General features: G+C 67.4%; 19 protein-coding genes and 1 pseudogene. 7 read left to right on the top strand and 13 right to left on the bottom strand.

The window, feature by feature from the left end:
- Positions 1-27: 27 nt before the first annotated feature.
- Entirely contained in the window at positions 28-1200 is a 1173-nt protein-coding gene (gene prpC / locus G3N96_RS24000; protein WP_031400290.1) for a 2-methylcitrate synthase, read from the bottom strand.
- Positions 1201-1315: 115 nt separating this feature from the next.
- Positions 1316-2209, bottom strand: a complete 894-nt coding sequence (prpB, locus tag G3N96_RS23995) for a methylisocitrate lyase (RefSeq protein ID WP_039349639.1) — start codon at positions 2207-2209, stop codon at positions 1316-1318.
- 170 nt (positions 2210-2379) lie between these two features.
- Here prpB and prpR point away from each other — a divergent pair, with 170 nt between their 5' ends.
- Positions 2380-4362 carry a propionate catabolism operon regulatory protein PrpR gene (prpR, locus tag G3N96_RS23990; RefSeq protein ID WP_206138690.1) on the top strand — a complete coding sequence of 661 codons (1983 nt, stop codon included), beginning with the start codon at positions 2380-2382 and terminating at the stop codon, positions 4360-4362.
- Positions 4363-4397: 35 nt separating this feature from the next.
- Here prpR and G3N96_RS23985 read toward each other — a convergent pair whose 3' ends face one another.
- Positions 4398-5042 (bottom strand): ABATE domain-containing protein, encoded by a 645-nt coding sequence (locus G3N96_RS23985; protein WP_124582605.1) that lies wholly within the window; start codon positions 5040-5042, stop codon positions 4398-4400.
- Between the two features lie 252 nt (positions 5043-5294).
- Here G3N96_RS23985 and G3N96_RS23975 point away from each other — a divergent pair, with 252 nt between their 5' ends.
- Positions 5295-5678, top strand: coding sequence for a VOC family protein (locus G3N96_RS23975; protein WP_089459183.1), 384 nt, complete (start codon positions 5295-5297; stop codon positions 5676-5678).
- A gap of 109 nt (positions 5679-5787) precedes the next feature.
- On the opposite strand, the gene G3N96_RS23970 is transcribed toward G3N96_RS23975, so the two are convergent.
- Positions 5788-6636, bottom strand: coding sequence for an ureidoglycolate lyase (locus G3N96_RS23970; RefSeq protein WP_206138688.1), 849 nt, complete (start codon positions 6634-6636; stop codon positions 5788-5790).
- A 664-nt stretch (positions 6637-7300) separates the two neighbouring features.
- On the opposite strand from G3N96_RS23970, the gene G3N96_RS23965 reads away from it, so the two are divergent.
- Both G3N96_RS23965 and G3N96_RS23960 read left to right on the top strand, forming a co-directional pair.
- Positions 7301-8122 (top strand): IclR family transcriptional regulator, encoded by an 822-nt coding sequence (locus G3N96_RS23965; protein WP_089496022.1) that lies wholly within the window; start codon positions 7301-7303, stop codon positions 8120-8122.
- Between the two features lie 173 nt (positions 8123-8295).
- Entirely contained in the window at positions 8296-8847 is a 552-nt protein-coding gene (locus G3N96_RS23960) for a hypothetical protein (RefSeq protein WP_039349620.1), read from the top strand.
- A 687-nt stretch (positions 8848-9534) separates the two neighbouring features.
- On the opposite strand, the gene G3N96_RS23955 is transcribed toward G3N96_RS23960, so the two are convergent.
- From G3N96_RS23955 to G3N96_RS23935, 5 genes are all read right to left on the bottom strand, one after another.
- A complete protein-coding gene (locus tag G3N96_RS23955; protein ID WP_206138686.1) occupies positions 9535-11892 on the bottom strand; it encodes a GNAT family N-acetyltransferase in 2358 nt (785 codons plus the stop codon).
- 603 nt (positions 11893-12495) lie between these two features.
- Positions 12496-12795, bottom strand: coding sequence for an H-NS histone family protein (locus G3N96_RS23950; RefSeq protein ID WP_089475849.1), 300 nt, complete (start codon positions 12793-12795; stop codon positions 12496-12498).
- Positions 12796-12898: 103 nt separating this feature from the next.
- Positions 12899-13171, bottom strand: coding sequence for a hypothetical protein (locus G3N96_RS23945; RefSeq protein ID WP_081421152.1), 273 nt, complete (start codon positions 13169-13171; stop codon positions 12899-12901).
- A gap of 61 nt (positions 13172-13232) precedes the next feature.
- Positions 13233-13760, bottom strand: a complete 528-nt coding sequence (locus tag G3N96_RS23940) for a BON domain-containing protein (RefSeq protein WP_206138684.1) — start codon at positions 13758-13760, stop codon at positions 13233-13235.
- A 54-nt stretch (positions 13761-13814) separates the two neighbouring features.
- Positions 13815-15293 (bottom strand): sigma 54-interacting transcriptional regulator, encoded by a 1479-nt coding sequence (locus G3N96_RS23935; protein ID WP_206138682.1) that lies wholly within the window; start codon positions 15291-15293, stop codon positions 13815-13817.
- A gap of 316 nt (positions 15294-15609) precedes the next feature.
- Between G3N96_RS23935 and G3N96_RS23930 the strand changes: the two genes are divergently transcribed.
- On the top strand, positions 15610-17013 hold the full coding sequence (locus G3N96_RS23930; protein WP_124582592.1) for a GntP family permease: 1404 nt from the start codon (positions 15610-15612) through the stop codon (positions 17011-17013).
- A 247-nt stretch (positions 17014-17260) separates the two neighbouring features.
- Complete coding sequence (locus G3N96_RS23925) at positions 17261-17524, top strand: DUF4148 domain-containing protein (protein WP_206138681.1); 264 nt, start codon at positions 17261-17263, stop codon at positions 17522-17524.
- A 77-nt stretch (positions 17525-17601) separates the two neighbouring features.
- Here the strand turns inward: G3N96_RS23925 and G3N96_RS23920 are convergent, their stop codons facing one another.
- From G3N96_RS23920 to G3N96_RS23910, 3 genes are all read right to left on the bottom strand, one after another.
- Positions 17602-17967, bottom strand: a complete 366-nt coding sequence (locus tag G3N96_RS23920) for a 5-carboxymethyl-2-hydroxymuconate Delta-isomerase (RefSeq protein ID WP_206138679.1) — start codon at positions 17965-17967, stop codon at positions 17602-17604.
- Positions 17968-18040: 73 nt separating this feature from the next.
- Positions 18041-19642, bottom strand: coding sequence for a thioredoxin family protein (locus tag G3N96_RS23915; protein ID WP_206138677.1), 1602 nt, complete (start codon positions 19640-19642; stop codon positions 18041-18043).
- Positions 19643-19914: 272 nt separating this feature from the next.
- Complete coding sequence (locus G3N96_RS23910; RefSeq protein ID WP_206138675.1) at positions 19915-20415, bottom strand: GNAT family N-acetyltransferase; 501 nt, start codon at positions 20413-20415, stop codon at positions 19915-19917.
- 572 nt (positions 20416-20987) lie between these two features.
- Here G3N96_RS23910 and G3N96_RS23905 point away from each other — a divergent pair.
- A complete protein-coding gene (locus G3N96_RS23905) occupies positions 20988-23303 on the top strand; it encodes a phospholipase C, phosphocholine-specific (protein WP_206138673.1) in 2316 nt (771 codons plus the stop codon).
- Between the two features lie 19 nt (positions 23304-23322).
- Here G3N96_RS23905 and G3N96_RS23900 read toward each other — a convergent pair.
- A pseudogene (locus G3N96_RS23900) lies at positions 23323-23476 on the bottom strand (PGDYG domain-containing protein); the annotation flags it as partial.

The raw sequence follows: 23476 nt of genomic DNA, 5'->3' as shown, positions 1-23476 counted from the left end.
GGGAGGCCGGTGTGCGCGGTGGGCATGTCAGCGCTTTTCGATCGGCACGAACTGCAGGTCTTCCGGACCGGTGTAGTTCGCGCTCGGGCGGATGATCTTGTTGTCGATGCGCTGCTCGATGATGTGCGCGCTCCAGCCGGACGTGCGCGAGATCACGAACAGCGGCGTGAACATCGCGGTCGGCACGCCCATCATGTGATACGACACCGCGCTGAACCAGTCGAGGTTCGGGAACATCTTCTTCGCTTCCCACATCACCGATTCGAGGCGCTCGGCGATGTTGTACAGCTTCAGGTCGCCCGCTTCCTTCGACAGCTTGTGCGCGACGCCCTTGATCACCTTGTTGCGCGGATCGGAGATCGTGTAGACCGGGTGGCCGAAGCCGATCACGACTTCCTTGTTCTCGACGCGGCGGCGGATGTCGGCTTCGGCATCGTCCGGCGAGCTGTAGCGGCTCTGGATTTCATACGCGACTTCGTTCGCGCCGCCATGCTTCGGCCCGCGCAGCGCGCCGATCGCGCCGGTGATCGCCGAATAGATGTCCGAGCCCGTGCCCGCGATCACGCGGCCGGTGAACGTCGACGCGTTGAATTCGTGCTCCGCGTACAGGATCAGCGACGTGTGCATCGCCTCGACCCACGACTTCGACGGCGTCTTGCCGTGCAGCAGGTGCAGGAAGTGGCCGCCGATCGAGTCGTCGTCGGTTTCCGTCTCGATGCGCTTGCCGTTGTGCGAGAAGTGATACCAGTACAGCAGCATCGAGCCGAGCGATGCCATCAGGCGGTCGGCGATGTCGCGCGCACCCGGCAGGTTGTGGTCGTCCTTCTCCGGCAGCACGGTGCCGAGCACCGACACGCCGGTGCGCATCACGTCCATCGGGTGCGCGGACGCCGGGATCTGCTCGAGCGCCGCCTTCAGCGCGTTCGGCAGGCCGCGCAGCGCGCGCAGCTTCGTCTTGTATGCGGCCAGTTCGGTCAGGTTCGGCAGCGTGCCGTGCACGAGCAGGTGGGCGATTTCCTCGAATTCGCACGACTCGGCGACGTCGAGAATGTCGTAGCCGCGATAGTGCAGGTCGTTGCCGGTCTTGCCGACCGTGCACAGTGCCGTGTTGCCGGCCGTCACGCCCGACAGCGCCACCGACTTCTTCGGCTTGAACGCGCCTGCGGCGGCCGGTGCTGCTGCGTCTTTCGTCTCGCTCATGTTTCTGCTCTCCAATCTGTATCTGGGGGATGGTCGGTCGGCCGGACTCGGCGCTTCAGCGCCTGGTGCGGCCCCATGCAACGCTCTCCGGAATCGTGTCCCGGCGCGCGGGCGCTTACTTCTTGCCCTGCGCGAACAGCTCGTCGAGCTTGCGCTCGTATTCGTGATAACCGAGGAAGTCGTACAGCTCGGCACGCGTCTGCATCGTCTGCACGGCTTCCTTCTGCGTACCGTCGCGGCGCACCGTCTCGTAGAAGTTCAGCGCGGCCTTGTTCATCGCGCGATACGCGCCGCAGCAGTACAGCGCGATATCGACGTTCGCCTCGCGCAGCTCGTCGACCGTGAACAGCGGCGTCGAGCCGAATTCGGTCAGGTTCGCGAGGATCGGCACCTTCACGGCGGCCTTGAAGCGGCGGTAGTCGTCGAGCGTCTTCATCGCTTCCGGGAAAATCATGTCCGCGCCGGCTTCGACGTAGGCCACCGCGCGCTCGATCGCCGAGTCGATCCCTTCGGCGGCGGCGGCGTCGGTGCGCGCCATGATCACGAACTGGTCGTCGGTGCGCGCATCGACCGCTGCCTTGACGCGATCGACCATTTCCTCGATCGGCACGACTTCCTTGCCCGGACGGTGGCCGCAGCGCTTCTGGCCGACCTGGTCTTCCAGGTGCACGGCCGCGACGCCGGCCTTGATGAACGAGCGCACGGTGCGCGCGATGTTGAACGCGCCGCCCCAGCCGGTATCGATGTCGACCAGCAGCGGCAGGTCGGTCGCGTTGGTGATCCGGTTCGCGTCGATCAGCACGTCTTCCATCGTGCTGATGCCGAGGTCGGGGATCCCGAGCGAGTTCGCGGCGACGCCGCCACCCGACAGGTACACGGCCTTGAAGCCGACGGCCTGCGCCATCTTGGCTGCGTAGGCGGTGATCGCGCCGACCACCTGCAGCGGCTGCTCCGCCGCGACTGCCGCGCGGAATTTCGCGCCGGCGCTCTGAAGATGCGTATTGCTCATGAACGGCCTCCTGAAGGAACGACCATTAACAGCAAGGACCGGGCCAGCTCGCGCCACGTCGCTAACCCACTGATTCTTAAGCAACCGGCACGGGCGTCGACGGGCCCGGAGATTTCAATTCAGAAATTTCATGTTTCAAAAGTGAAATCGCGCGCGCATAATCGATCGTCATGGACCTCTCTTCGACCAAGCCCGTCGGCCCGGCCGATCGCGCGGCGCGCCCGCGCATCTGGGCGATGGGCATCAGCCGCCTGCGCGACCTGTTTCGCGAGATCGCCGGCGAATTCGACGAACGCGCCGACGTGCGGATCGTCACGCGCGCCTATGAGGATGCGCTCAGCGCGATCGCCGAGGCCGGCACCGCGCGGCCCGACGTGATCGTCGCGGCCGGCTCGAACGGCGGCTTCCTGAAGACGCGTGCGCAGGTGCCGGTGGTGGTCGTGTCGCCGACCGGTTTCGACGTGATGCAGGCGCTCGCGCGCGCCCGGCGCGATGCGTCGCGCATCGCGCTCGTCAGCGCCGGGGAAACGCCGCCCGAAGTGCGCCGCTTCGTCGCCGCGTATGGCCTCGACGTGCAGTTTGCGTCATATCAGTCCGCGCAGGAAGCGGAAGCCTGCGTGCACGACCTGCACGACCGCGGCATCGAGACGATCGTCGGCCCCGGCCTCGTCACCGATCTCGCGGCCAGCGCCGGCATGGGCGCGGTGTTCCTGTATTCGCATGCATCGGTGCGCAAGGCCGTCGAGACCGCGCTCGAAGTCGCGTATGCGACGCACGCCGAGGCGTTCCGGCGCCAGCGGCTCGACAACCTGCTCCAGCACCTGCGCGACGGCGTGGTCGCGCTCGATGCGCGCGGCCGTGTCGAGGCGATCAACGAACGGCTCGCGTCGGCGCTCGGGGTCGAACCCGCGGCGGCCGTCGGCCGCGCGCTGGTCGACCTGCGGCCCGAGCTGCGCACGCTGCGCGGCGAGGACGGCGACGCGCTCGCGACCGTGCGCGGCGTGCGCTACGTCGTGCATCGCGGGCCGCTCGTCGATCGCGGCGTCACGTCGGGCAGCGTGCTGACGTTCCAGGAATCGCGCGCGGTCGAACGGCTCGACCGCGCGTTGCGCTCGCAACCCACCACGCAGCAGTTCGCCGCGCGCTACGCGCTCGACGACGTGGTCGGCGCATCGGCGCCGATGGCGCGCGTGCGCGATCTCGTGCGCCGTTACGCGAAATCCGACGCGACCGTGCTCGTGCTCGGCGAAAGCGGCACCGGCAAGGAAATGATCGCGCAAAGCCTGCACGCGCTGTCCGCGCGGCGCAGCTACCCGTTCGTCGCGGTCAACTGCGGCGCGTTTCCGGAGGCGCTGCTCGAGAGCGAGCTGTTCGGCTATGAGGAAGGCGCGTTCACCGGTGCGCGACGCGGCGGCAAGACCGGCCTGTTCGAAGCCGCCCACCGCGGCACGCTGTTTCTCGACGAGATCGGCGAGATGCCGCCGTCGCTGCAGAGCCGGCTGCTGCGCGTGCTGCAGGAGCGCGAGGTGATCCGCCTCGGCTCGACCGAGCCGATCCGCATCGACGTGCGCGTGATCGCCGCGACGCACCGTCCGCTGCTCGTGGCCGTCGAAGCCGGCACGTTCCGCGCGGATCTCTATTACCGGCTCAACATCCTGAATGTCGGCCTGCCGCCACTGCGCGAGCGCGCCGCCGACATCCCCGCACTCGCGGCCACGCTGCTCGTGCAGGCCGCACGACGCGAGCCGCGCCTCGCCGACCGCCTGCGCGACGCCGCCGATGCCGCGCGCGTGCTCGGCGCGACACAGACCGCGCTCGCGCGCTACCGGTGGCCCGGCAACGTACGCGAGTTGCAGAACGTGATCGAGCGGATCGCGGTGGAGCTGGCCGAGGAAGCCGATGAAAACGATCCGGCCGCCGCGTGCGGCGTGCTCGATCCCGACGCGCTGCAGGCGATCGCACCCGAGCTCTTCGCAGTACCGCCCGACGCGGCCGAGAGCGACGATGCGCAGACATTGCACGCGCGCCGCCGTCGCGCGGAAGCCGACGAGATCCGCGCGGTGCTCGACGCATGCGGCGGCGACCGCGACCGCGCGTGCGCGATGCTCGGCATCAGCAAGACGACGCTGTGGCGGAAGCTGTCGGTGAAATAACTCGGGCGGCTGACGCGCAGTGAACGGGCCGGCCGTCAGTCGGCCTTGTGATAGTGGCGGTACGCCTTCGCGCGATTGCCGCACGACGACATCGAACACCAGCGGCGGCTGCCGTTCTTGCTGTCGTCGATGAACAGCCACTGGCAGGCGTCGTTCGCGCAACGCTTGACCTTCGCGAGCCGCGCACCGCCGAGCAGGTCGATCGCCGACCACAATACCGGGCTCAGCAGCCCGGCCAGCGTCGCACGCCCCTCCCCGATCCGCCACGCATAACCGCCATCGACGCGTGCCAGCGCGACGCGCGGCGCCGCTTCCGCCAGGAAGCCGCCGAGCAGCGCGAGATCGTCCGCCTGCGGCTCGCGTTGTTCGGCCTGCGCAAGAAAGAGCCGATACAGCGCCTCGCGCAATGCGAGCGCGTGCGCGAGCATCGCCGGCTCACCGGCCTCTTCGCCGTGCGCACGACACGCTTCCGCCAGCCCGGCCGGCACGCCAGCCTGGTCGCGACACCACGCCAGCAGGTCGTCCATCGTGCCGAAGGTTTCCGTCGGCGGATCGCTGCCGCGCCAGTACAGCGTGTTCGCGAAATCGATGCTCAGGGTTTCGGGCGGCGCCGGAATCAGGCAGTCCATCGTGACGGAAGGTTGCATATCGCTCATGCCCGGATCGTATCTAACCACCATGCCGGTTGACAAGCCCACGGGCGCTTCCTAACATAACCAGCATAGTAGTTATAAATGGTCTGCTGCACTGACACCCGCCTCAGTTCAAGGAGCCACAGATGATCGATCGTCTTTTGTCCGGCGTTATCCACAACAACCGGAGCCGTGCGTTCTACGGCAGCACACTCGGCACACTCCGCTACAAGCGGCTGGCATGGTGGTTATAAGCAGGTTTGCCGCACTGACGTCCCTCTTCAGTCCAAGGAGCCACACATGATCGATCACCTTTCGTTCGGCGTTGCACACGTCGGCCGCAGCCGAGCCTTCTACGACAGCACGCTCGGCGCGCTCGGCTACAAAAGGCTGCATACCGACGACGAATCCATCGGGTACGGCGCAACCGAGCCGCAGTTGTGGCTGCAATATGCGCGTCGCCCCGTCGCCCCTGATCCCGACTCGGGGATGCACCTGTCGTTCAAGGCCGCTTCGCCCGTCGAAGTCGACGCGTTCTACCGCGCCGCGCTCGAACACGGCGGTCAGGACAACGGCGGGCCCGGCAAGCGCGACCACTACGGCCCCGGCTACTACGCGGCGTTCGTCGTCGATCCCGACGGATATCGGCTGGAAGCGCATTGCGAACTCGACAACGTCGTGTAATCGCGCTCGCGTCATCAAAGACAAGGGCCCGGTTCCGCGCCATGCGGAATCGGGCCCTTGCTATTGAACGGCCGGCGGCGGTCGTTCGACGGAATCGCCGGGGGCGCGGCTATCGCGCGTCGCGCGTGTGCTGCAGTTGCTCGCCGAGTCCTTCGACACCGAGGCGCACCGTCTGGCCGGCCTTCAGGAATACCGGCGACGGCTTGATGCCCATGCCGACGCCCGGCGGCGTGCCGGTCGTGATCACGTCGCCCGGCTGCAGCGTCATGCAGCGCGACAGATAGGCGATCAGCTGCGCGACGGTGAACACCATCGTGCGCGTGTTGCCGTTCTGATAGCGGTGTCCGTCGATTTCGAGCCACAAGTCGAGACGCTGCGGATCGGGCACCTCGTCGCGCGTGACGAGCCACGGACCGATCGGGCCGAACGTGTCGAAGCCCTTGCCCTTGTCCCACTGGCCGCCGCGCTCGATCTGCCATTCGCGCTCGGACACGTCGTTGACGACGCAGTAGCCCGCGACGTAATCGAGCGCGCGCGCTTCGTCGACGTCCTTGCAGGTCGCGCCGATCACGACACCCAGCTCGACTTCCCAGTCGGTCTTGACCGAGCCCTTCGGGATATCGATGCCGTCGTTCGGGCCGCAGATCGAGCTCGTCCATTTGCCGAACACGACCGGCTCCTTCGGCACCGGCATGCCGGCTTCGGCTGCGTGATCGGCGTAGTTCAGGCCGATGCCGATGAACTTGCCGACCTGCCCGACGCACGCGCCGATGCGCGGCTCGCCCGACACCAGCGGCAACGTGGCCGGATCGATCGCGCGCAGCCGCGCGAGACCCGCGTCGGACAGCACATCGCCGGACAGGTCCGGAACCTGTGCGGACAGGTCGCGAATCCGGCCGTCCGCGTCGAGCATCCCGGGCTTTTCCAGGCCGGACGGGCCATAGCGAAGCAGTTTCATCGTGGTCAACCTCTGTTGTCGAATGGGACAGGATACCGGCCGACACGGCCTTTCGCGGCCGCGCGCCGGACTGATTGTCGATCGTCGATTGCGCGCGCCGACGCCGCATCCGGCATGCCGTCGACGCGCGAGGGTCGCGCGGGCGCAGCGATCGTGGCGCCGCACGGAAGTATGGCGCGCATCGAACGGGCGGCCGCCGGTCTGCGCATCGGCGACGACGGCCCGGCACCCGCGACATGGTCCGGCCCACACCGGCCGGCGTCACGCGCGGCCGCACCGTCGCTGGCCCGCCAGCCTTTGTACCACCGGCCGCGCAGCGTGAAATGACAGACGACGGATACCGACTATTGGTGCGCCCGCGGATGCTGCGGCGCAGCATCGGGGGCGGCGCCGCTACCCGCTTTCCTTTCGAACACCTTGAACGTTTGCCACCTGTCATGAATACCGGGTATTCGGGGCTTCCCTGTCATCCCGAACGGGAATCGATCCGTTCTTATCCGGTAACGATCGGTAAAAAGACGCTGCATTGCACACTAAATGTTTGTTGTTAAGCTCAAACGGATGGCGTTCGTCGCCACACGCGGGCGCGACACAAGCGTGTTGCAGAATCGGTCAGCGTGCGTCGCCAATCGATCGAAAGTAATCCCCCAACTTCACACCGACAATGCAAACAACCAACGACCTGCTTCCCGGCTGCGACGCACGGGAATCGATGGGCGCAATCGACCGCTATCGCGCACCCGCGCTCGACAAGGGTCTCGATATTCTCGAACTCCTGTCGGAGCAGAAAGAAGGCCTCACCCGCACCGAAATCACGAAGGAACTCGGCCGCAACGCAAGCGAGATCTACCGGATGCTCGAACGCCTCGTCGCGCGCCGCTACGTGATGCGCTCGACCGGCGGCGACCGCTACACGCTCAGCCTCAAGCTGTTCTCGCTCGCGCACCGCCATCCGCCGATGAGCCGGCTGATCGCCGAGGCCTTGCCGCCGATGCAGCGTTTCGCGGATTCCTCCGAGCAATCGTGCCACCTGTCCGTCTACGATCGCGGCAACCTGCTCGTGATCGCGCAGGTCGACGGGCCCGGCCCGTGGGGCGTGTCGGTCCGGCTCGGCTCGCGTGTCGGGCTCGTCGATACGGCATCGGGGCGCGTGATGCTGGCGTTCCAGGGCGCCGAGCAGCGCGCGCACATGCTCGCCGAGCACCGCAAGGTCAAGGGCGAAGCGCCATTGAACGAGCAGGAACTCGCGTATGCGTGCCAGTCCATCCGGCAGGACGGCTACCTGCGCGAGGACAGCCGCCAGGCGTACGGCGTGACCGACCTGACCGCACCGATCCTCGGGCCGTCCGGCCATGCGATCGCGGTGCTGACCTGCCCGTACATGCGCCGGATCGATGCGCATATGGCGCCGTCCGTCGACACGGTCGTCGAAGGGGTGCGCGAGACGGCCGCCCATCTGTCGATGTGCCGCGACGAGACCTGCTGACGCGCAGGCTCGGCGGAGCGCACCGGGGGCGGCGCTATCGCGTTGCCCCCGGTCGCGCGCAACCCTTCTGCGGAGCGCGATGCACGGTGCCATATCGTGCGCCCACGGCGCTACGCTAAAATAGCGGCCCTCTCAAAAACTACGGCGGCCGGTTGTCGCGGCCGTCGTGTCCGATGGATGTCATGGCCAAACTTCTGAACGATCAAGAATTCCAGCGTTTCTCCGAACTTCAGCAGAAGCAGGCAAGCTTCACGATCACGCCCGAAGAGGCGGACGAGCTGCGCGATATCGTCGCGCGCGCGCAGAAGAAGCGCGACGATCGTACCGCTGCAATGCAGGCGATCGAGAGCTACATCGAGCAGTTCGACATCACGCCCGACGAACTCTTCTCGCCCGAACAGATCGGCGACGCGGCCCGCACCTACGGGCTCATCACGGCGACCAAGAAGGAACGCACGCTGCCGCCGTCGATCACGTTCAACGGCAAGCCGTACCAGTGGACCAAGACGCTCCCGGACGACGTGCGCGGCGCGTTGTTCGAGGCGTTCACGTCCGGCGAATCGGTCAAGCGCTTCATCGCGATGCCGAAGGACACGGCGCGCTGTGCGCTGACGATCGCCCGCCTCGAACGCGAAACCGGCGCCGTCTATGCCGATCCGCACCTCGAGGAACTCGCGATTTCGCGCGACCAGGTGAACGACGCGGCGTCGAAACTCGCTGCCTGAATGTAGTCACGGGCACGCTTCCTGCGTGCCCGCGCCCCGCATAACGCCGGCCCAGGCCGGCGTTGCGCTTGCGGGAGACGTGCATCCGCACGCTCCCGAAAAGCCTCACCTTTGCGTCCCGAAAGCGCTCACCGAACCCTCCCGAATAAGCTCACCCTGGCTCCTGGAGACCCTCACCCAAGCGTCCCGGATGTCCTCACCGACGCTTCCCGCAGATCCTCACCCATGTGCCCCGGAAAGGCTCACCGGCGGCTCCCGAACGTGCTCACCAGCCATTCCCGGGAAGGCTCACCGAGTGATCCTGTATCGGCTCACCCAGCGCTCCCGTATCGACTCACCCCAACCTTCCCGGAGAAGCTAACCGACAGTTCCCGAAAAGTCTCACCTTTTGGGTAAGTTCGAATTTTCGAAGGCGGAATGCGGCGGTAAATGCGTGACGACACCGTGTCTGAAACAGCGGCGCGGGGCGGGTATCACGGCAAGCGGTACGCGTCTCGCGGTGCCGGATCGGTGCCATTTGCGCGTCGATATTTCCGCTGCGAACAGGCGCCGACACTTTCTCGGTTGCTTCGCTCGCGACGCAGGTTCGAATGCCCTGCATTCCTGACCGGGAACCTTCCGAACGTGCCGGAAGGCCGGAGACATCCACCGCATGCACGTCTCCGCGCGTCGGGCCGCCGACAGACGCTACGGCTGCAACTTCATCCTGAAGCCCACGACGCCAGGCTCCTCCGTCGTCGACACCGCAAACCCGCACGCCTTCGCCAGCGAGATCATCGCCGTGTTTTCGCGCAGCGCCTCGCCGATCATCCAGGCGGTTCCGCGCGAGCGCGCGTAGTCGATGATGCGGGTCATCATCAGCCGGCCAAGCCCCTTGCCCTTCTGATCGGGTCGTACCGCGATCGCGAACTCCGCCGTCTCGTTGTCGGGATCGGCCACCGCGCGTACCACCGCGAGCGTGTGGTCGCGCCCCGACACGTCGGTGAACGACACGATGAAGGCCATCTCACGGTCGTAATCGATCTGCGTCATGCGCGCGACCTGCGAATGATCGAAGCTGCGCACCGCGCCGAAGAAACGCATCCGCAGATCCTCCGGCGTCATCGCGCCGAGCAGTTCGTTGTGCGCGGCCTCGTCTTCCGGACGGATCGGGCGGATCGTCACCGTCTCGCCGCGCCACTCGAGCGTCTGCTCGAGGTGGCGTGGATACGGCATGATCGCGAGCCGGCTGCGCCCCGCTGCCATCGTGATGCGCGGCGCGATCACGTGCGCGCGGTCGGACAGCACGCGCAGCGTGACCGACATCGCAACGACTTCACGCACGTCGCAGACGACCTGCGACAGCGCCGTCAACGCGTCGAGCGTCGGCTCGATGGGTGTGCTGCGTGCATACGGCGAGCGCTCCATCACCGCGCGGGCAAGCACGGTGTTCAGCGGTGGCAGGCCATAGACGACGAACGGCGCCGATACGCCGTCCGCGGGCGGCACGGCATAGCGAAACACCGGGCCGAAGTTCGAATCGTCGTACATGTCGACGGCGACATCGACGACTTTCTTTCCGGCCGGCTCGACGGCAGGCTCGCCCTGCAGGCCAAAATGAGACAGCCAGTGCAGCGCGGCTTCGCCGGTCAGTTCATGCTGGCCGGCTTCGACCCTCCGGCGCGCGTCGGCCTGCGCGGATGCCACACACTCGGCCGGCTGCGGCGGCGTGCCCTCGGGCGTTTGCATCAGCAGTTGCCGCCCGAGGTTGTAGTCGACGAGACGCGCATACGCGCGCGCGAGCCGCTGCGGCGTGGTGTGCACCGGAATGCCGTTCGCGTGCAGCGCATCGCGCGTCGCCGCGTCGACCGCGCCGAAGAAACACGCGAGGATGCCGCGATGCGCGTACTGCCGTGATTCGATCAGCGTATGCGCAACCGCATCGGCCGGCGCGCTGTGGGAAGTCGAATGGACGACGAACAGCGTGCCCGTTTGCGGGAACGGCGCGAGCGCCTTGACCGCCGCGGCGAAATGCTCGGGGCGCGCATCGTCGCCCAGCGTCAGCGGATTGCCGGGCGATGCGAGATGCGGCAGCGCCGCCGACACCGCCGACGTGGCCGCGGGCGACCAGTCGGTCAGCACATCGCGCACCTCGGCCACCGCATCGACCGCGAGTTTCGCGACACCCGCATCGCTCGTCACGAGCGTGGCCGCGCCGCGCGCCGTGACGCGGCCGACGCCGAGCGTCTCGATCTCGTCGAGCAGATCGTCGAGCGCATCCACACGCACCATCCCCGCGCGCTGGAACGCCGCCGTATAGAGCGCGTCGCCGGGATCGGCGCGGCCGGTGCGCAATGCGAGCACCGGCTTGTTGCGTGCGGCCGCGCGCGCGGCCGACATGAACTTGCGCGCGGCGCGCACGGTATCGAGTTCGAGCAGGATCGCGCGCGTGCCGGGATCGCTCGCGAGATAGTCGAGCACGTCGCCCGCATCGACGTCGGACTCGCCGCCGAGCGCGACGACGTGCGAAAAACCGAGGCCCCGTGCATCGGCCCAGCCGAGCACCGCGTTCGTCAGTGCGTTCGATTGCGACACCCATGCGACGCCGCCCGATCGTGCCGTGTAGGCCGGCGCGCCGAAATGCGCGTGCCGTGCAGGCGACAGCACGCCGAGGCTGCCCGGCCCGACGATACGGAGCACGAACGGCTTCGCCGCCTTCAGCGTGCGATCGAGCGCGGCGCGATCGGCATCGGTGCGCGCCTCGCCGACGATCACCGCAACACGCGCGCCGAGCTCGCCGAGCTTGCGCACGATCCCGGCCCAGGTCGCGGGCGGCGTGCAGATCACGGCCACCGACGGCGGCGCGGGCAACCGGTCGACATCGGCAACGACCGGATGCCCGTGCAGCTCACGATACTTCGGATTGACGGGCCACACGGGCCCCTCGAATGCACCGTCGAGCACACGCGACCACACCATCGCGCCGATACTGCCCGCGCGCGACGATGCACCGACGACCGCAACGGACTTGGGCTGGAATAACGCATCGAGATGGCGAACGGTCACATCGGCTCCCTGCGGTAACGAAAGACGACCCGATCGGCGTGCGGCACGGACAGGCCATACGCCGATCGACGCGAACCCCAAGCATAGGCGAAGCGCATGCGGCTGCCTATATGCCGAACGGTCGACTGTTCGACCCACGTCAACGCTCGCATCATGGGCTTGCAACACCAGCACGGAAGCCATCGCCGCGCGCCGGCCGAGCACCTCTGCTCGGCGCCCACGGTGCCGGCGTGCAGCACGACGCGGCGTCCGCTTCGTCAAAGGTGAGGATTTACAGGAGCCATGGTGAGACTCTTCGGGAATTGCACGGCGCCACGCGCCAACACGCGAAAGGTGATCGGAATTCGCAGCACGCGTGCACCACGAGAATGGCGCAGGCCAATACGCATGCGCTGCGCAATTGCACGGCTGTTTACCGGAATTCGCCGCGATATCCCGTCGAATCGCAGCGAATTCGCAAATCGGGATCCGTTAATTGCGCGGCGTCGCGGTTCAATACGCCGTCGGGAATCGCGCCGGGAGTGCACAAAAACAAAACGGTGCGACGGCCGCATGGCCGTTCGCACCGTCAGTCAGTACGCGATAGGTGAGGTTTTTCGGGAGTCAATCCTTGATCAGGAAACGCTCGCGATTCTTGCCGAGCCAGGTCGGCGAGCGCCCGCGGCCACTCCAGGTTTCACCCGTCTTCGGATTCAAATATTTCGGCGGCGACACACGCTTCGGCTTGGCTGCGCCAGCGGCCGCGCCCACCGGACGAAACCCGAGCTCTTCCGGGGTAATGTCGTATTCCTCGATTTTCGCGCGGATATCGGCAATCGCATCGGCAATCGCCTTTTCGCGTTCCTTGTCGATCTTTTGCTGAAGCCGTTCGAGCTGCGCGGTCAGTTGCCTGTAGGTCGCCATATGGATGGGACTCCGTGAGTGTTATTCGTGAAAAATAGATGACGCTCAGCCAACAGAAAAACACTTCGCCCGATCGTGGTCGCCTCAGCCGGTTATCTCGGGATCAATAACCGCTCTTTTTCTTGCATGCGAAGAGAAGATTTCGCGTGGCGTCATCGCTCGATTGCTGAATCACTTCGAAATCGCCGTTGCAGATCGCCCGCGCGTTGTCCGTGCAATTGCTCCAGTCGCTACCGGTGCATTGCACCTGGGTAGTCGGACGCCCGTCCGAAGTGAACAGCGGCGCGCTGCCGCCACACCCGCCGAGCCCTGCAACCAGAGCCAACACAACGGCCGCCCGAGGCCACCGACAGACCGACGCAAGCATGTGTTTCATTGTGGTTCCCGTCAACCTTTTTTTGAATGCCGCGAGTATGCCATGCGCGACCCTTCGGCCGTCAGTTCGGCGTTCGGCCGGGTTGCCCGCGCGCCTTGTACGGCAAGCGCTTGCGTGGATCGTCGGTGATGCGAACGAACACCTGCTCGACGTCCGGAAGCGCCTCGAGTTCGCGCTGCAACGCCGGCTGATCGAACGCCGTATCCGCACATCCTTCGACGTAAATGAAACGTCGCTGCACGGTGATCCACAGGCTCGTGCCATGCAGCCGATCGGAGTTGGCGAAGTGTGCCTTCACGGCGTCGGCGATCGGTGCGTCATACATATAGGAATTCGGCTTCGTGCAGCGATGCGCGAGCCAGCAGGTGGTGCCGCGTTCGGCGCGGTAATGCGCGTCGTCCGTCATTTCGGCCCGGGTCATCCATGGGCCGAGCGGCAACGGGCATTCGGCCACGTCCCGCGACAGCGCGATGAACGGATCGTTGTACCAGTTGCGCCGCGCCTCGGGTGCATCGGTGTCGCCGGACTGCGCGAACGCTGCGGTCGCCAGCAACATGGTCAGCCACCCTGCGATGCCGATCCGTTTCATCGTGATCTCCTGTTCGATGCTTCACGTCCGAGCGCGTCGGCTTGGCCGTCTGGCTCACCGGTCGATACCCAGCGCCGCCAGTTTCTTGTACAGCGTCGCGCGGCCGATCCCGATGCGCGCGGCCGCTTCCACCACCTTCCCGTCGCAGGCCGCCAGCGCATCGGTCAGGAACTGGCGCTCCCACGCCGCCAATGCATCGGCATACGAAGCGGCCGGCACGGCAGGCCGCTCGCCCGCGCGCGGTTCGACCGGTGCCACGGCCAGCGGCTGCGCCGGTGCGGCCGCGTCCGTCGATACGCGCATCGGCCCAAGGAACGGCGCGAGCGCGCGCGCGTCGATCACCGACCGGTCCGACAGCATCAGCGCGCGTTCGAGCGTATTGCGCAACTCGCGCACGTTGCCCGGCCACGGATACGCACACAGCATCCGCAGCGCATCGTCGGTCAGCTCGCAATGGGCGGCGCGCCCGTGCTGCGCGGCCAGCTCCTCAAGCGTCGCATAGACGAGCGCCGCGATGTCGGACGCGCGCTCGCGCAGCGGCGGCGCGTGGATCGTCAGCACGTTCAACCGGTAATAGAGATCCGCGCGAAAACGCCCGGCCGCGACCAGCGCCGGCAAGTCGGCGCTCGTGGCCGCGATGATCCGGACGTCGGCGCGCACGATCCGGTTCGAGCCGACCGGCTCGAATTCCTTGTCCTGCAGCACGCGCAGCAGCTTGCCCTGCAGCGGCAGCGGCATGTCGCCGATCTCGTCGAGAAACAGCGTGCCGCGATCGGCCAGCTCGAACTTGCCGATGCGCCCCTTGCGATCGGCGCCCGTGTACGCACCGGGTGCGGCACCGAAGAATTCGGTTTCGAGCAGCGTGTCGGGAATCGCGGCGACGTTGACGGTCACGAGCGGCTGGAGCGCACGCGCCGACGCCGCGTGAATCGCATGCGCGAGCAGTTCCTTGCCGGTGCCCGTCTCGCCGAGCAGCAGCACCGGCGAATCGACCTGCGCGGCGCGGCGTGCCTGGCGCTTGGTTTCGAGGCTCGCGGCGCTCGTGCCGACGAAGCTCGCGAACGTGTATTTCGCGCGGCGCGCCTGCGCGAGCGAACGCTGCGTCGCGATCAGCTGCTGCTGAAGCTGTGCGTAGCGGGAAAAGATCGGCGTAAGCGTCTTCAACTGGTCGAACAGCGCGAAGCCGATCGCGCCGACCGTCTCGCCGGCCTCGTTCTTCAGCGGCAGGCGCGTCACGACGAGCGGCTCGCGGCCCGTCTCCATGATGTCGAGCAGGATCGGCTGCCCGGTCGACACGACCTCGCGCATCAGGCTGTTCGGGATCACGGCCTCGCAGTCGAGGCCGACGGCCTGCTGCGGATCGGCGAAACCGAAGCGCGCCGCGTACCGCTCGTTCATCCACACCACACGCGCATCGCGATCGACGACCACCGTGCCCGCGCTCGAATCCTCGAAGGTCCGGAACAGCGACTCGGCGGCGCGCCGCAGCACGTCGCCGTAGTTGACGGGCAGGCGGGCCCAGTCATTCATCATCGTGTCGTCGTCTCCGTGTATTCTGGGCCGGCTGTCTCCGGAACGAGACGGATTATCTCACTCTGGAGACACGCCGCAACGCGTTGTCCGGGAAAGCCCTGCCCGATTCCACGGGCTGGCAGAACGGCCATTTCGTCTCCGGATGGAGACGTTTTATGTAGAATCCTCAGACAACGACCGGCGCGGGCCAGCCAGTCTCCGGCGGACCCATGTCCGGCGGCGCAATCCGGCCGATGGCACGAAACCTGCACGAACCCGAGCCGGTCCGCGGCGCGTCCCGCGATCGAACAACAACCAAAGCCATTAGGAGACTCCCTTGTCTTTCGTGATCGTCCTCGCCGCGCTGGCGTTCCTGATGTTTGCCGCGTATCGCGGCTACAGCGTGATCCTGTTCGCGCCGATCGCCGCGCTCGGCGCGGTGCTCCTGACCGAACCCGCCGCCGTCGCACCGGTCTTCTCCGGCATCTTCATGGAGAAGATGGTCGGCTTCGTCAAACTGTATTTCCCGGTGTTCATGCTCGGCGCAGTGTTCGGCAAGGTGATCGAACTCTCCGGGTTCTCCGAGTCGATCGTCCATGCGGCGATCCGCTACATCGGCCGTTCACGCGCGAATGCGGTGATCGTCGCGGTGTGCGCGCTGCTCACCTATGGCGGCGTATCGCTGTTCGTCGTGGTGTTCGCGGTCTATCCGTTCGCGGCCGAACTCTATCGCCAGAGCAACATCCCGAAACGGCTGATGCCCGGCGCGATCGCGCTCGGCGCGTTCTCGTTCACGATGGATTCGCTGCCCGGCACGCCGCAGATCCAGAACATCATCCCGACCACGTTCTTCAAGACGACCGCCTGGGCCGCGCCGGTGCTCGGCACGATCGGCTCGCTGTTCATCATCGTCGTCGGCCTCACGTATCTCGAATGGCGCCGCCGTTCGGCGATGGCGAAGGGCGAAGGCTACGGCACGTCGCTCGTCAACGAGCCGGAGCGCGTCGAGACCACGTCGCTGCCGCATCCCGCGCTCGCGATCCTGCCGCTGATCCTGGTCGGCGTGTCGAACTTCGCGTTCACGAAGCTGATTCCGCAGTGGTACGGCGCCGCGTCGTACACGGTCGCGCCGGAGGTGCTGCCCGGCGTGCACGCGCCGGTCACGACGTCGATCAAGACCGTCGTCGCGATCTGGTCGGTCGAGGCTGCGCTGCTGCTCGGCATCGTGCTGGTCGTCCTGACCGCATTCAAGCGCGTGAGCGGCCGCTTCGCGGCCGGTTCGAAGGCCGCCGTCGCCGGTGCGCTGCTCGCCGCGATGAACACCGCGTCGGAATACGGCTTCGGCGGCGTGATCGCCGCGCTGCCGGGCTTCCTCGTCGTCAGCGATGCACTGAAGAGCATTCCGAACCCGCTCGTCAACGCGGCCGTATCGGTCAGCTCGCTCGCCGGTATCACGGGCTCCGCGTCGGGCGGCATGAGCATCGCGCTCGCCGCGATGTCGGACCTGTTCATCAAGGGTGCGCAGGCCGCCAATATCCCGCTGGACGTGCTGCACCGGGTCGTCGCGATGGCCAGCGGCGGCATGGACACGCTGCCGCACAACGGGGCGGTGATCACGCTGCTCGCGGTCACGGGCCTCACGCACCGCGAGTCGTATCGCGACATCTTCGCGGTCACGATCATCAAGACGCTCGCGGTGTTCTTCGTGATCGCCGTGTACTACACGACGGGGCTCGTGTAACACCCCGCGGCGGCCCGTCTCCGGGCCGCCGCCCGCCGGCCGCGTCGATGCGGCCGGCCGCGCCTCCACGCCTCCTCCCTTTTTGCCGCACGCCGCACACGCGCGCTCGCCGGCTCACTCATTGTTATCCGCAGCAGAACACTACGTTGGTCGCAGCGGCATTTTTCGCGCGTCGGGCGAGGCCTACACTGCTTTCAACGGTGACCGCATGCGATCGGCACCGTCGAAAACCTGGAGGTATCCGCTCATGAACCCGCTCATCCGCACCATCGCCCTCGCTGCCGCCTTCGCCGCGCCGCTCGCCGCGCAGGCGCAAACCAGCCAGCCGCTCACGCGCGCCGAAGTTCATGCCGAAGTGGTTGCACTGAGAAAGGCCGGCTTCCAGCCGAGCGACTGGTTCTACCCGGCCAGCATTCAGGCCGCCGAGGCGAAAATCGCGCGGCAGCAAGGTGCGCCGCGGGCCGCGGGTGCCGGCTACGGCAATCGCGGCACGTACTCGACGGGCCAATAGTCCGGTTTCGAATCCGCCGGCCGTGCGCGCATCACCGCCGCGTTCGCGGCTCGCGCGGCACGCTCCGCACCGTCTGATCAGCGCGGTTCGATGCTCGCTTTCGCGTAGGACTCGCGTTCCAATTCGAGTATTTCCGCGCTCAGCTGCAGGTGCGTGCCGGGCGGCGCAACGACGTGCCGCTTCAGTTCCGCCAGCACCTGCTCCGACAATTCACGTTTGACGTCGGTCGTCCGGCCGCTCAGCACCGCGAGCTTCGCGTGGACGAACGCGCGCGGCGCCGGCGAGGTGCCGACCGCGAATGTATCGAACCGCAGCGCGCGGCTCTTGATGTCGAGCTCGTTGAAATGACCGGACGCGGCAAGCGCGGCATTGAGCGCGCGCAAGGTCGCGCCGGCGTCGAACCCGTCGAGGTTCGCGGAATATTCGAGCGTCAGGTGGGGCATGGTGTCGGTGGCCTCGTGGGTATCGTGAAACGCGCCGGAAGGCATCCCGACAGCCCACGTAGTGCCACCGGATCTATGCCTTGACCGGCTGGATCAGGCGCGCGCAGGCATTTGCCTGCGGATCGCCGGCGGGCAGTTTCCCACAGATGCCGTCGAACTGCTTCGCGATCGATTTGACCGATGCATCGTGCGCACCGCTGCCGCGCCACTGGTTCAACTGCGTGACGACCTTGGTCAGCGCGCGCAGGTTCGCGCCGTAGAACGCGTCGCGCGTCTTGTCGGCCTGCGCTAGCACGCTCGCGGCAATCCCTTCGATGCGCGCCGAATCGTCCGGCGCCAGTTGGACCGCATTCGCAAAGTAGGTCGCGCCCCAGCGCAGCTTCGTCGCCGGCCCGCTCGCCGAGTCATAGGCCTTGCGGTACCAGTCGAGCGCCGCGGCCTTGTCGCCGCGCGCCTTCGCATTCGCAGCCAGCCCGGACATGAAGTAGTACGGCGTGGACGAGCGCGTCAGCTCGGTCTTCAGCAATGCATCCGACTCGTCGTACAGCCCCGCGTCGGTCAGCGTGTCGGCCCCTTCGCTGACGAGCGCCTGCCGTTCGTAGGCATTCGCGGCGCCCTGCACCGACGCGGCGATCTGCTTGCGCGCCGTGTCGGCCAGCGCCGGCGCCGGCGCGGCCAGCGGTGCCCCCTTGCGTGCATCGCCGCGCGCGAGCAGCACACGGCCGTGCAGCGCCATCAGCCGGTCGATCGACGACAGCGTGGTATCGGTCGACAGGCGCGCGAGGGCCGTGTCGTATGCGCCGCGCAATTTCGCGCGCTGCGCGTCGTCGCCGCCGAGATACGCGACCACGCGCGCGGGCGCCGCAACCAGCACGTCCGAGTCGGCGCGCGACAACACCGGATCCCGCAGCACCGCGCGCAACGAATCGGCAAGCGCCGCCTTGTCGAGCGCGCCGGCCTGCGCCGGATCGTCGGACGCGGCGACCACGGCCGACTTCAGCGCGAAGCGCGCCGATTCGGCCTTCGCGCCAGCCGCGCGTGCGCGTTGCGCGAGTGACTGCAGCGTCTCGGCGACGCGATCGGCCGCCACCGGCAGCGCGCCGTCGGTATCCCACGAATAGTCGGCCAGCAGGCGCCATTCGTCCGGCGTCAGCGACGCACCATTCTTCAGCGCGGTCGCGAGCGTCTGCCGCACCGGGTGCGCGGCCGTCATCCCTAGCGACAGCGCCTGCATGTAGCGATCGAGATCGGCTTCGCCCGGCAGCCGCGTCACCTCGGTGCCGTCGGGACGGAACAGGATCATCGTCGGGTAGCCGTGCACCTTGAAACGCTCGCCGAGCTTCTGCGCGCTTTCGGTATCGCCGTCTAGATACACGGGCACGAAGAACGACGAGCGGGTCTTGAATGCCTGCTGGCTGAAGATCGTCGACTTCACCTGGTTGCACGACGGGCACCACACCGCGCCCCAGTAGAGCAGCAGCGGCTTGCCGGTGCGCTTCGCCAGCGCGAAGGCGGCGTCGACGTCGCCGTGCTGCCACGCGATGCCGGGCGGCAGGTGCGCGCCGTCAGGCGCGGCGCTCGCCGCCGGGGCGTTTGTGGGCGTGGCAGCGGCAAGCGCCGCACCCGCGGCGGCAAGCAGGCAGGCGGCAGTCAGATTCCGGAGAGCAGTTTTCATCGAAGCGGGTCCGTTGAAAGAGACGATTGCGGGAAGGTGCGGCGCGCGAAGCGATGGCTGCGAAGTCACAACCATGAAGCGATGACGACGAAGCCTGCTGACGTGCAACGCCGCGCATGATCGTTTCGGAAAAACGCACACCGGCCGAGGCGGCCGGCAAATCCTTCGACGATACGACGGGCACAGCCGGGCGAAAACGAACGAATTCTCGAATGAATATGACGCGCGGCATCGCGGCCGCGCGTGCTGTCAGATACGCGTCGGCCGAGCCTTCACTGCCGCGCCTTGATCCGCGCCATGTGATACACGGACTCATGCACGCCAGCGCGCAATGCATAGCCCGGCGATTCACCCTCGACCCGGAAGCCATGCTTCTCGTAGAGCGCGACGGCCGCGCGATTGTCGGTGAACACGGTCAGCTCGAGGCGCGTGATGTTCAGCCAGTTTTCCGCGAGATCGATCGCGGCCGCGAGCAACCGGCTGCCGACGCCGCGCCCGTGGCGCGTCGCGTCGACCATCATGCCGAGCCCTGCCGCATGGCGACGGCGCGGATTCTGTTCGGGATGCAGGCCGAGATGGCCCACCACCACGCCGTCGATTTCGGCGACGAGACTCACGCCGTGCTCGCGCACGCCGTCGAGCCGCTTCTGCCATTTCTCGAGCGACGGAAACGGATGCTGCAACGTATTCGCGTACACCGCGGGATGCGCGGCGATTTGCCGGATCGCGTCGACGTCGTGCGCCTCGCTGTGCCGGATCGTGATGTCGGTCATGGGTGGGCCGGGTCCGAAAAGTCGCGCCAGTCGCGCGGGCTGCGCACGTGCGCAGCAACGTGTCGAGCTTATCCGATTTCACGCATTTGAAACATGGGCGTCATGCGATGCCGTTGCACTCGCAACGATGCGCGAGCACACCCCTCCATCGCGAACCGGAAAAATACGACCGGCTTCTCACGCCGCGATCGGTAATTCCTGCCCCATTCCGTCGCGCATCGCTTCCCGGTCAATCGTTGCGCACGCAACGTCAAGCGCACGACATGCGATGTCATGTCTTCATCACGTCGACGTCACGCCGCCTCCCTAGACTGGGTGCCGCCCAACCCGGCATGCGCCGGGCCGGCGTGTGCCGACGTCCCGGCCGCGCATCACGAGCGCGCGTTGCACGGGATCGCGGCGACGGCCAAGGCACCCGCGCGACACCACGCATCGCGCGCGATGCGCGCACCTCCGCCATGCGCGGCCGATGCACTCGAACGCACACGCCGCGCGCATCGTCCCAGGGGGCGATGCACGGGCGCCGCCAGACGAAGTCACGAACGCTCCCATCATCACAGGACCCGAACGCCATGACGTCACGCCGCAAATTCCTTCACCAAACCGCCACTTCCGGCCTCGCCGCCGCCGCGCTGTCCGCGTTTCCGCCGAGCATCCGCCGCGCGCTCGCGATTCCCGCGTTTCACGAAACGGGGACCATCCAGGATGTGAAGCACGTCGTGCTGCTGATGATGGAGAACCGCGCATTCGACAGCTACTTCGGCACGTTCAAGGGCGTGCGCGGCTACGGCGACCGCTTCGCGGTGCCGTCGCCGAACGGCCGCAACGTGTTCTACCAAACGTACACGAAAGCGACGCCCGCCACCACCGTCACGCCGTATCACCTCGACGCGAGCCAGGGCAACGCGCAGCGCGCGGGCGGCACGCCGCACACGTGGGCCGATGCGCAGGCCGCGTGGGACCACGGCCGGATGAACCGCTGGCCCGACGCGAAGACGCCGCTGTCGATGGGCTATTACGACGCGGCGGAAGTACCGTTCCAGCGCGCGCTCGCCGATGCGTTCACGCTGTGCGACCACTACCACTGCGGGATGCACACGGGCACGATCGCGAACCGCCTGTTCTACTGGAGCGGCACCAACGGCCCGAACGGCACCAGCCCCACCGACGGCAGCCGGGTGAAGATCGCCGCGCTGAACAACCAGTTCAACGGCGGCAACGATATCGGCCCGTCGAGCCAGGGCTGGACCTGGACCACCTACGCCGACCGGCTGCAGCAGGCCGGCGTGAACTGGAAGGTGTACCAGAGCCTGATCGACAACTTCGGCTGCAACGAGATGATGAGCTTCCGCCACTGGCGCGCGGCGATCGAGCAGATGCCGCCCGCGCGCCGGCCCGCGTACGTCGCGTCGACCGACATCACGCAGCCCGTGACGGCGGCCGGCGCGTTCTACGATCCGGCGATCGACGATCCGCTGAGCCCGCTCGCGAAGGGGTTCGGCAACACGATGCCGTACGGCTTCCTCGAATCGTTCCGCGACGACATCCGCAACGGCGCGCTGCCCGAGGTGTCGTGGATCATCCCGCCGTCCGTGTACAGCGAACATCCGGGGCCGTCGAGCCCCGCGCAGGGCGGCTGGTACGTGCAGGCCGTGCTCGATGCGCTGACGGCGAACCCGGAGGTATGGAGCAAGACCGTGCTGCTGGTGAACTACGACGAAAACGACGGCTTCTTCGATCACATGCCGTCGCCGGCCGTGCCGTCGCGCAACGCCGACGGCACGCTCGCGGGCGGCCATACGCTGCGGGACGCCGACGTCGCCGCCGAGTACCACGACTTCACGCCGGCCACGTCGAGCCAGCCGGCGATCGACGGCCGTCCATACGGCCCGGGCCCGCGCGTGCCGATGTGGGTCGTGTCGCCGTGGAGCCGCGGCGGCTGGGTCAACTCGCAGGTGTTCGATCACACGTCGACGCTGCTCTTCCTCGAAAAGCGCTTCGGCGTCGCGGAGCCGCAGATCAGCGCGTACCGCCGCGCGGTGTGCGGCGACCTGACGAGCGCGTTCAACTTCCGCTCGCCGAACCACGAACCGCTGCCGACGCTCGCGGGCCATACGACGAAAAGCCAGGTCGACGCGCTGAGCGCCGCGCAACAGGCCGCGCCGAAGATCGTGCCGCCGGCCGCACCGTCGCTGCCCGCCCAGGCGACCGGCGTGCGCCCGTCGCGCGCGCTGCCTTACGAACTGCATGCGAGCGCGCGTACCGATGCCGGCACCGGCACGGTCACGCTGAAGTTCGCGAACACGGGCCGCGCCGCCGCCGTGTTTCACGTCTATGACACGCTGCACCTCGACCGCCTGCCGCGGCGCTACGTCGTCGAACCGGGCAAGACGCTGCACGGCGACTGGGCCGCGCGCGCCGACAACGGCGGTAAATATGACCTGTGGGTGCTGGGCCCGAACGGCTATCACCGCCGCTTCACCGGCGACCTCAGCCGCCTGGCCGGTGCACGCGCGCCGCAGCCGGAGGTTCGCGTCGGCTATGCGGGCGCGAGCGGCAACCTCCACCTGAAGCTGCGCAACCACGGCCGCGGGACGGTGCGCTTCACCGTGAGGTCGAACCAGGTCTACGGGCCGCTGTCCGGCCGTGGCGCGCACGACGATCGCGGTCATGGCCACGGCACCGGCACCGGTACCACGTGGACGGTCACGGTGCGCGCCGGCGACCAGGCCGAGCTGCACTGGCAGCTCGACTCGACCGGCCACTGGTACGACTTCATCGTCACCGCGGACAGCGACGCGAGTTTCGCGCGCCGCGTCGCCGGCCGTGTCGAAACCGGCCGCCACTCGGTCAGCGACCCGGCGATGGGGCTCGCCGACCGCTTCTGATGCCGCCGCGGCGACCCGCGCCGCGCCGCGTGTCGCCGTTCTCCGCGCGGGCGATCGTGAACGGCTCGTCCATCCGGCGCGCGAGCACGACGGCCGGCCGGTTCCGGTAGGCGCCCGGTGCGCCGTGTGCGAGTGCCGGATCGGCGGGCAGGTATTTGGCGTCGAAGCGCGCC

The organism is Burkholderia sp. Se-20373 (assembly GCF_017104705.1).
In the GTDB taxonomy this organism is placed as follows: Bacteria; Pseudomonadota; Gammaproteobacteria; order Burkholderiales; family Burkholderiaceae; genus Burkholderia.
This window is presented reverse-complemented; position numbering and strand designations above follow the sequence as displayed.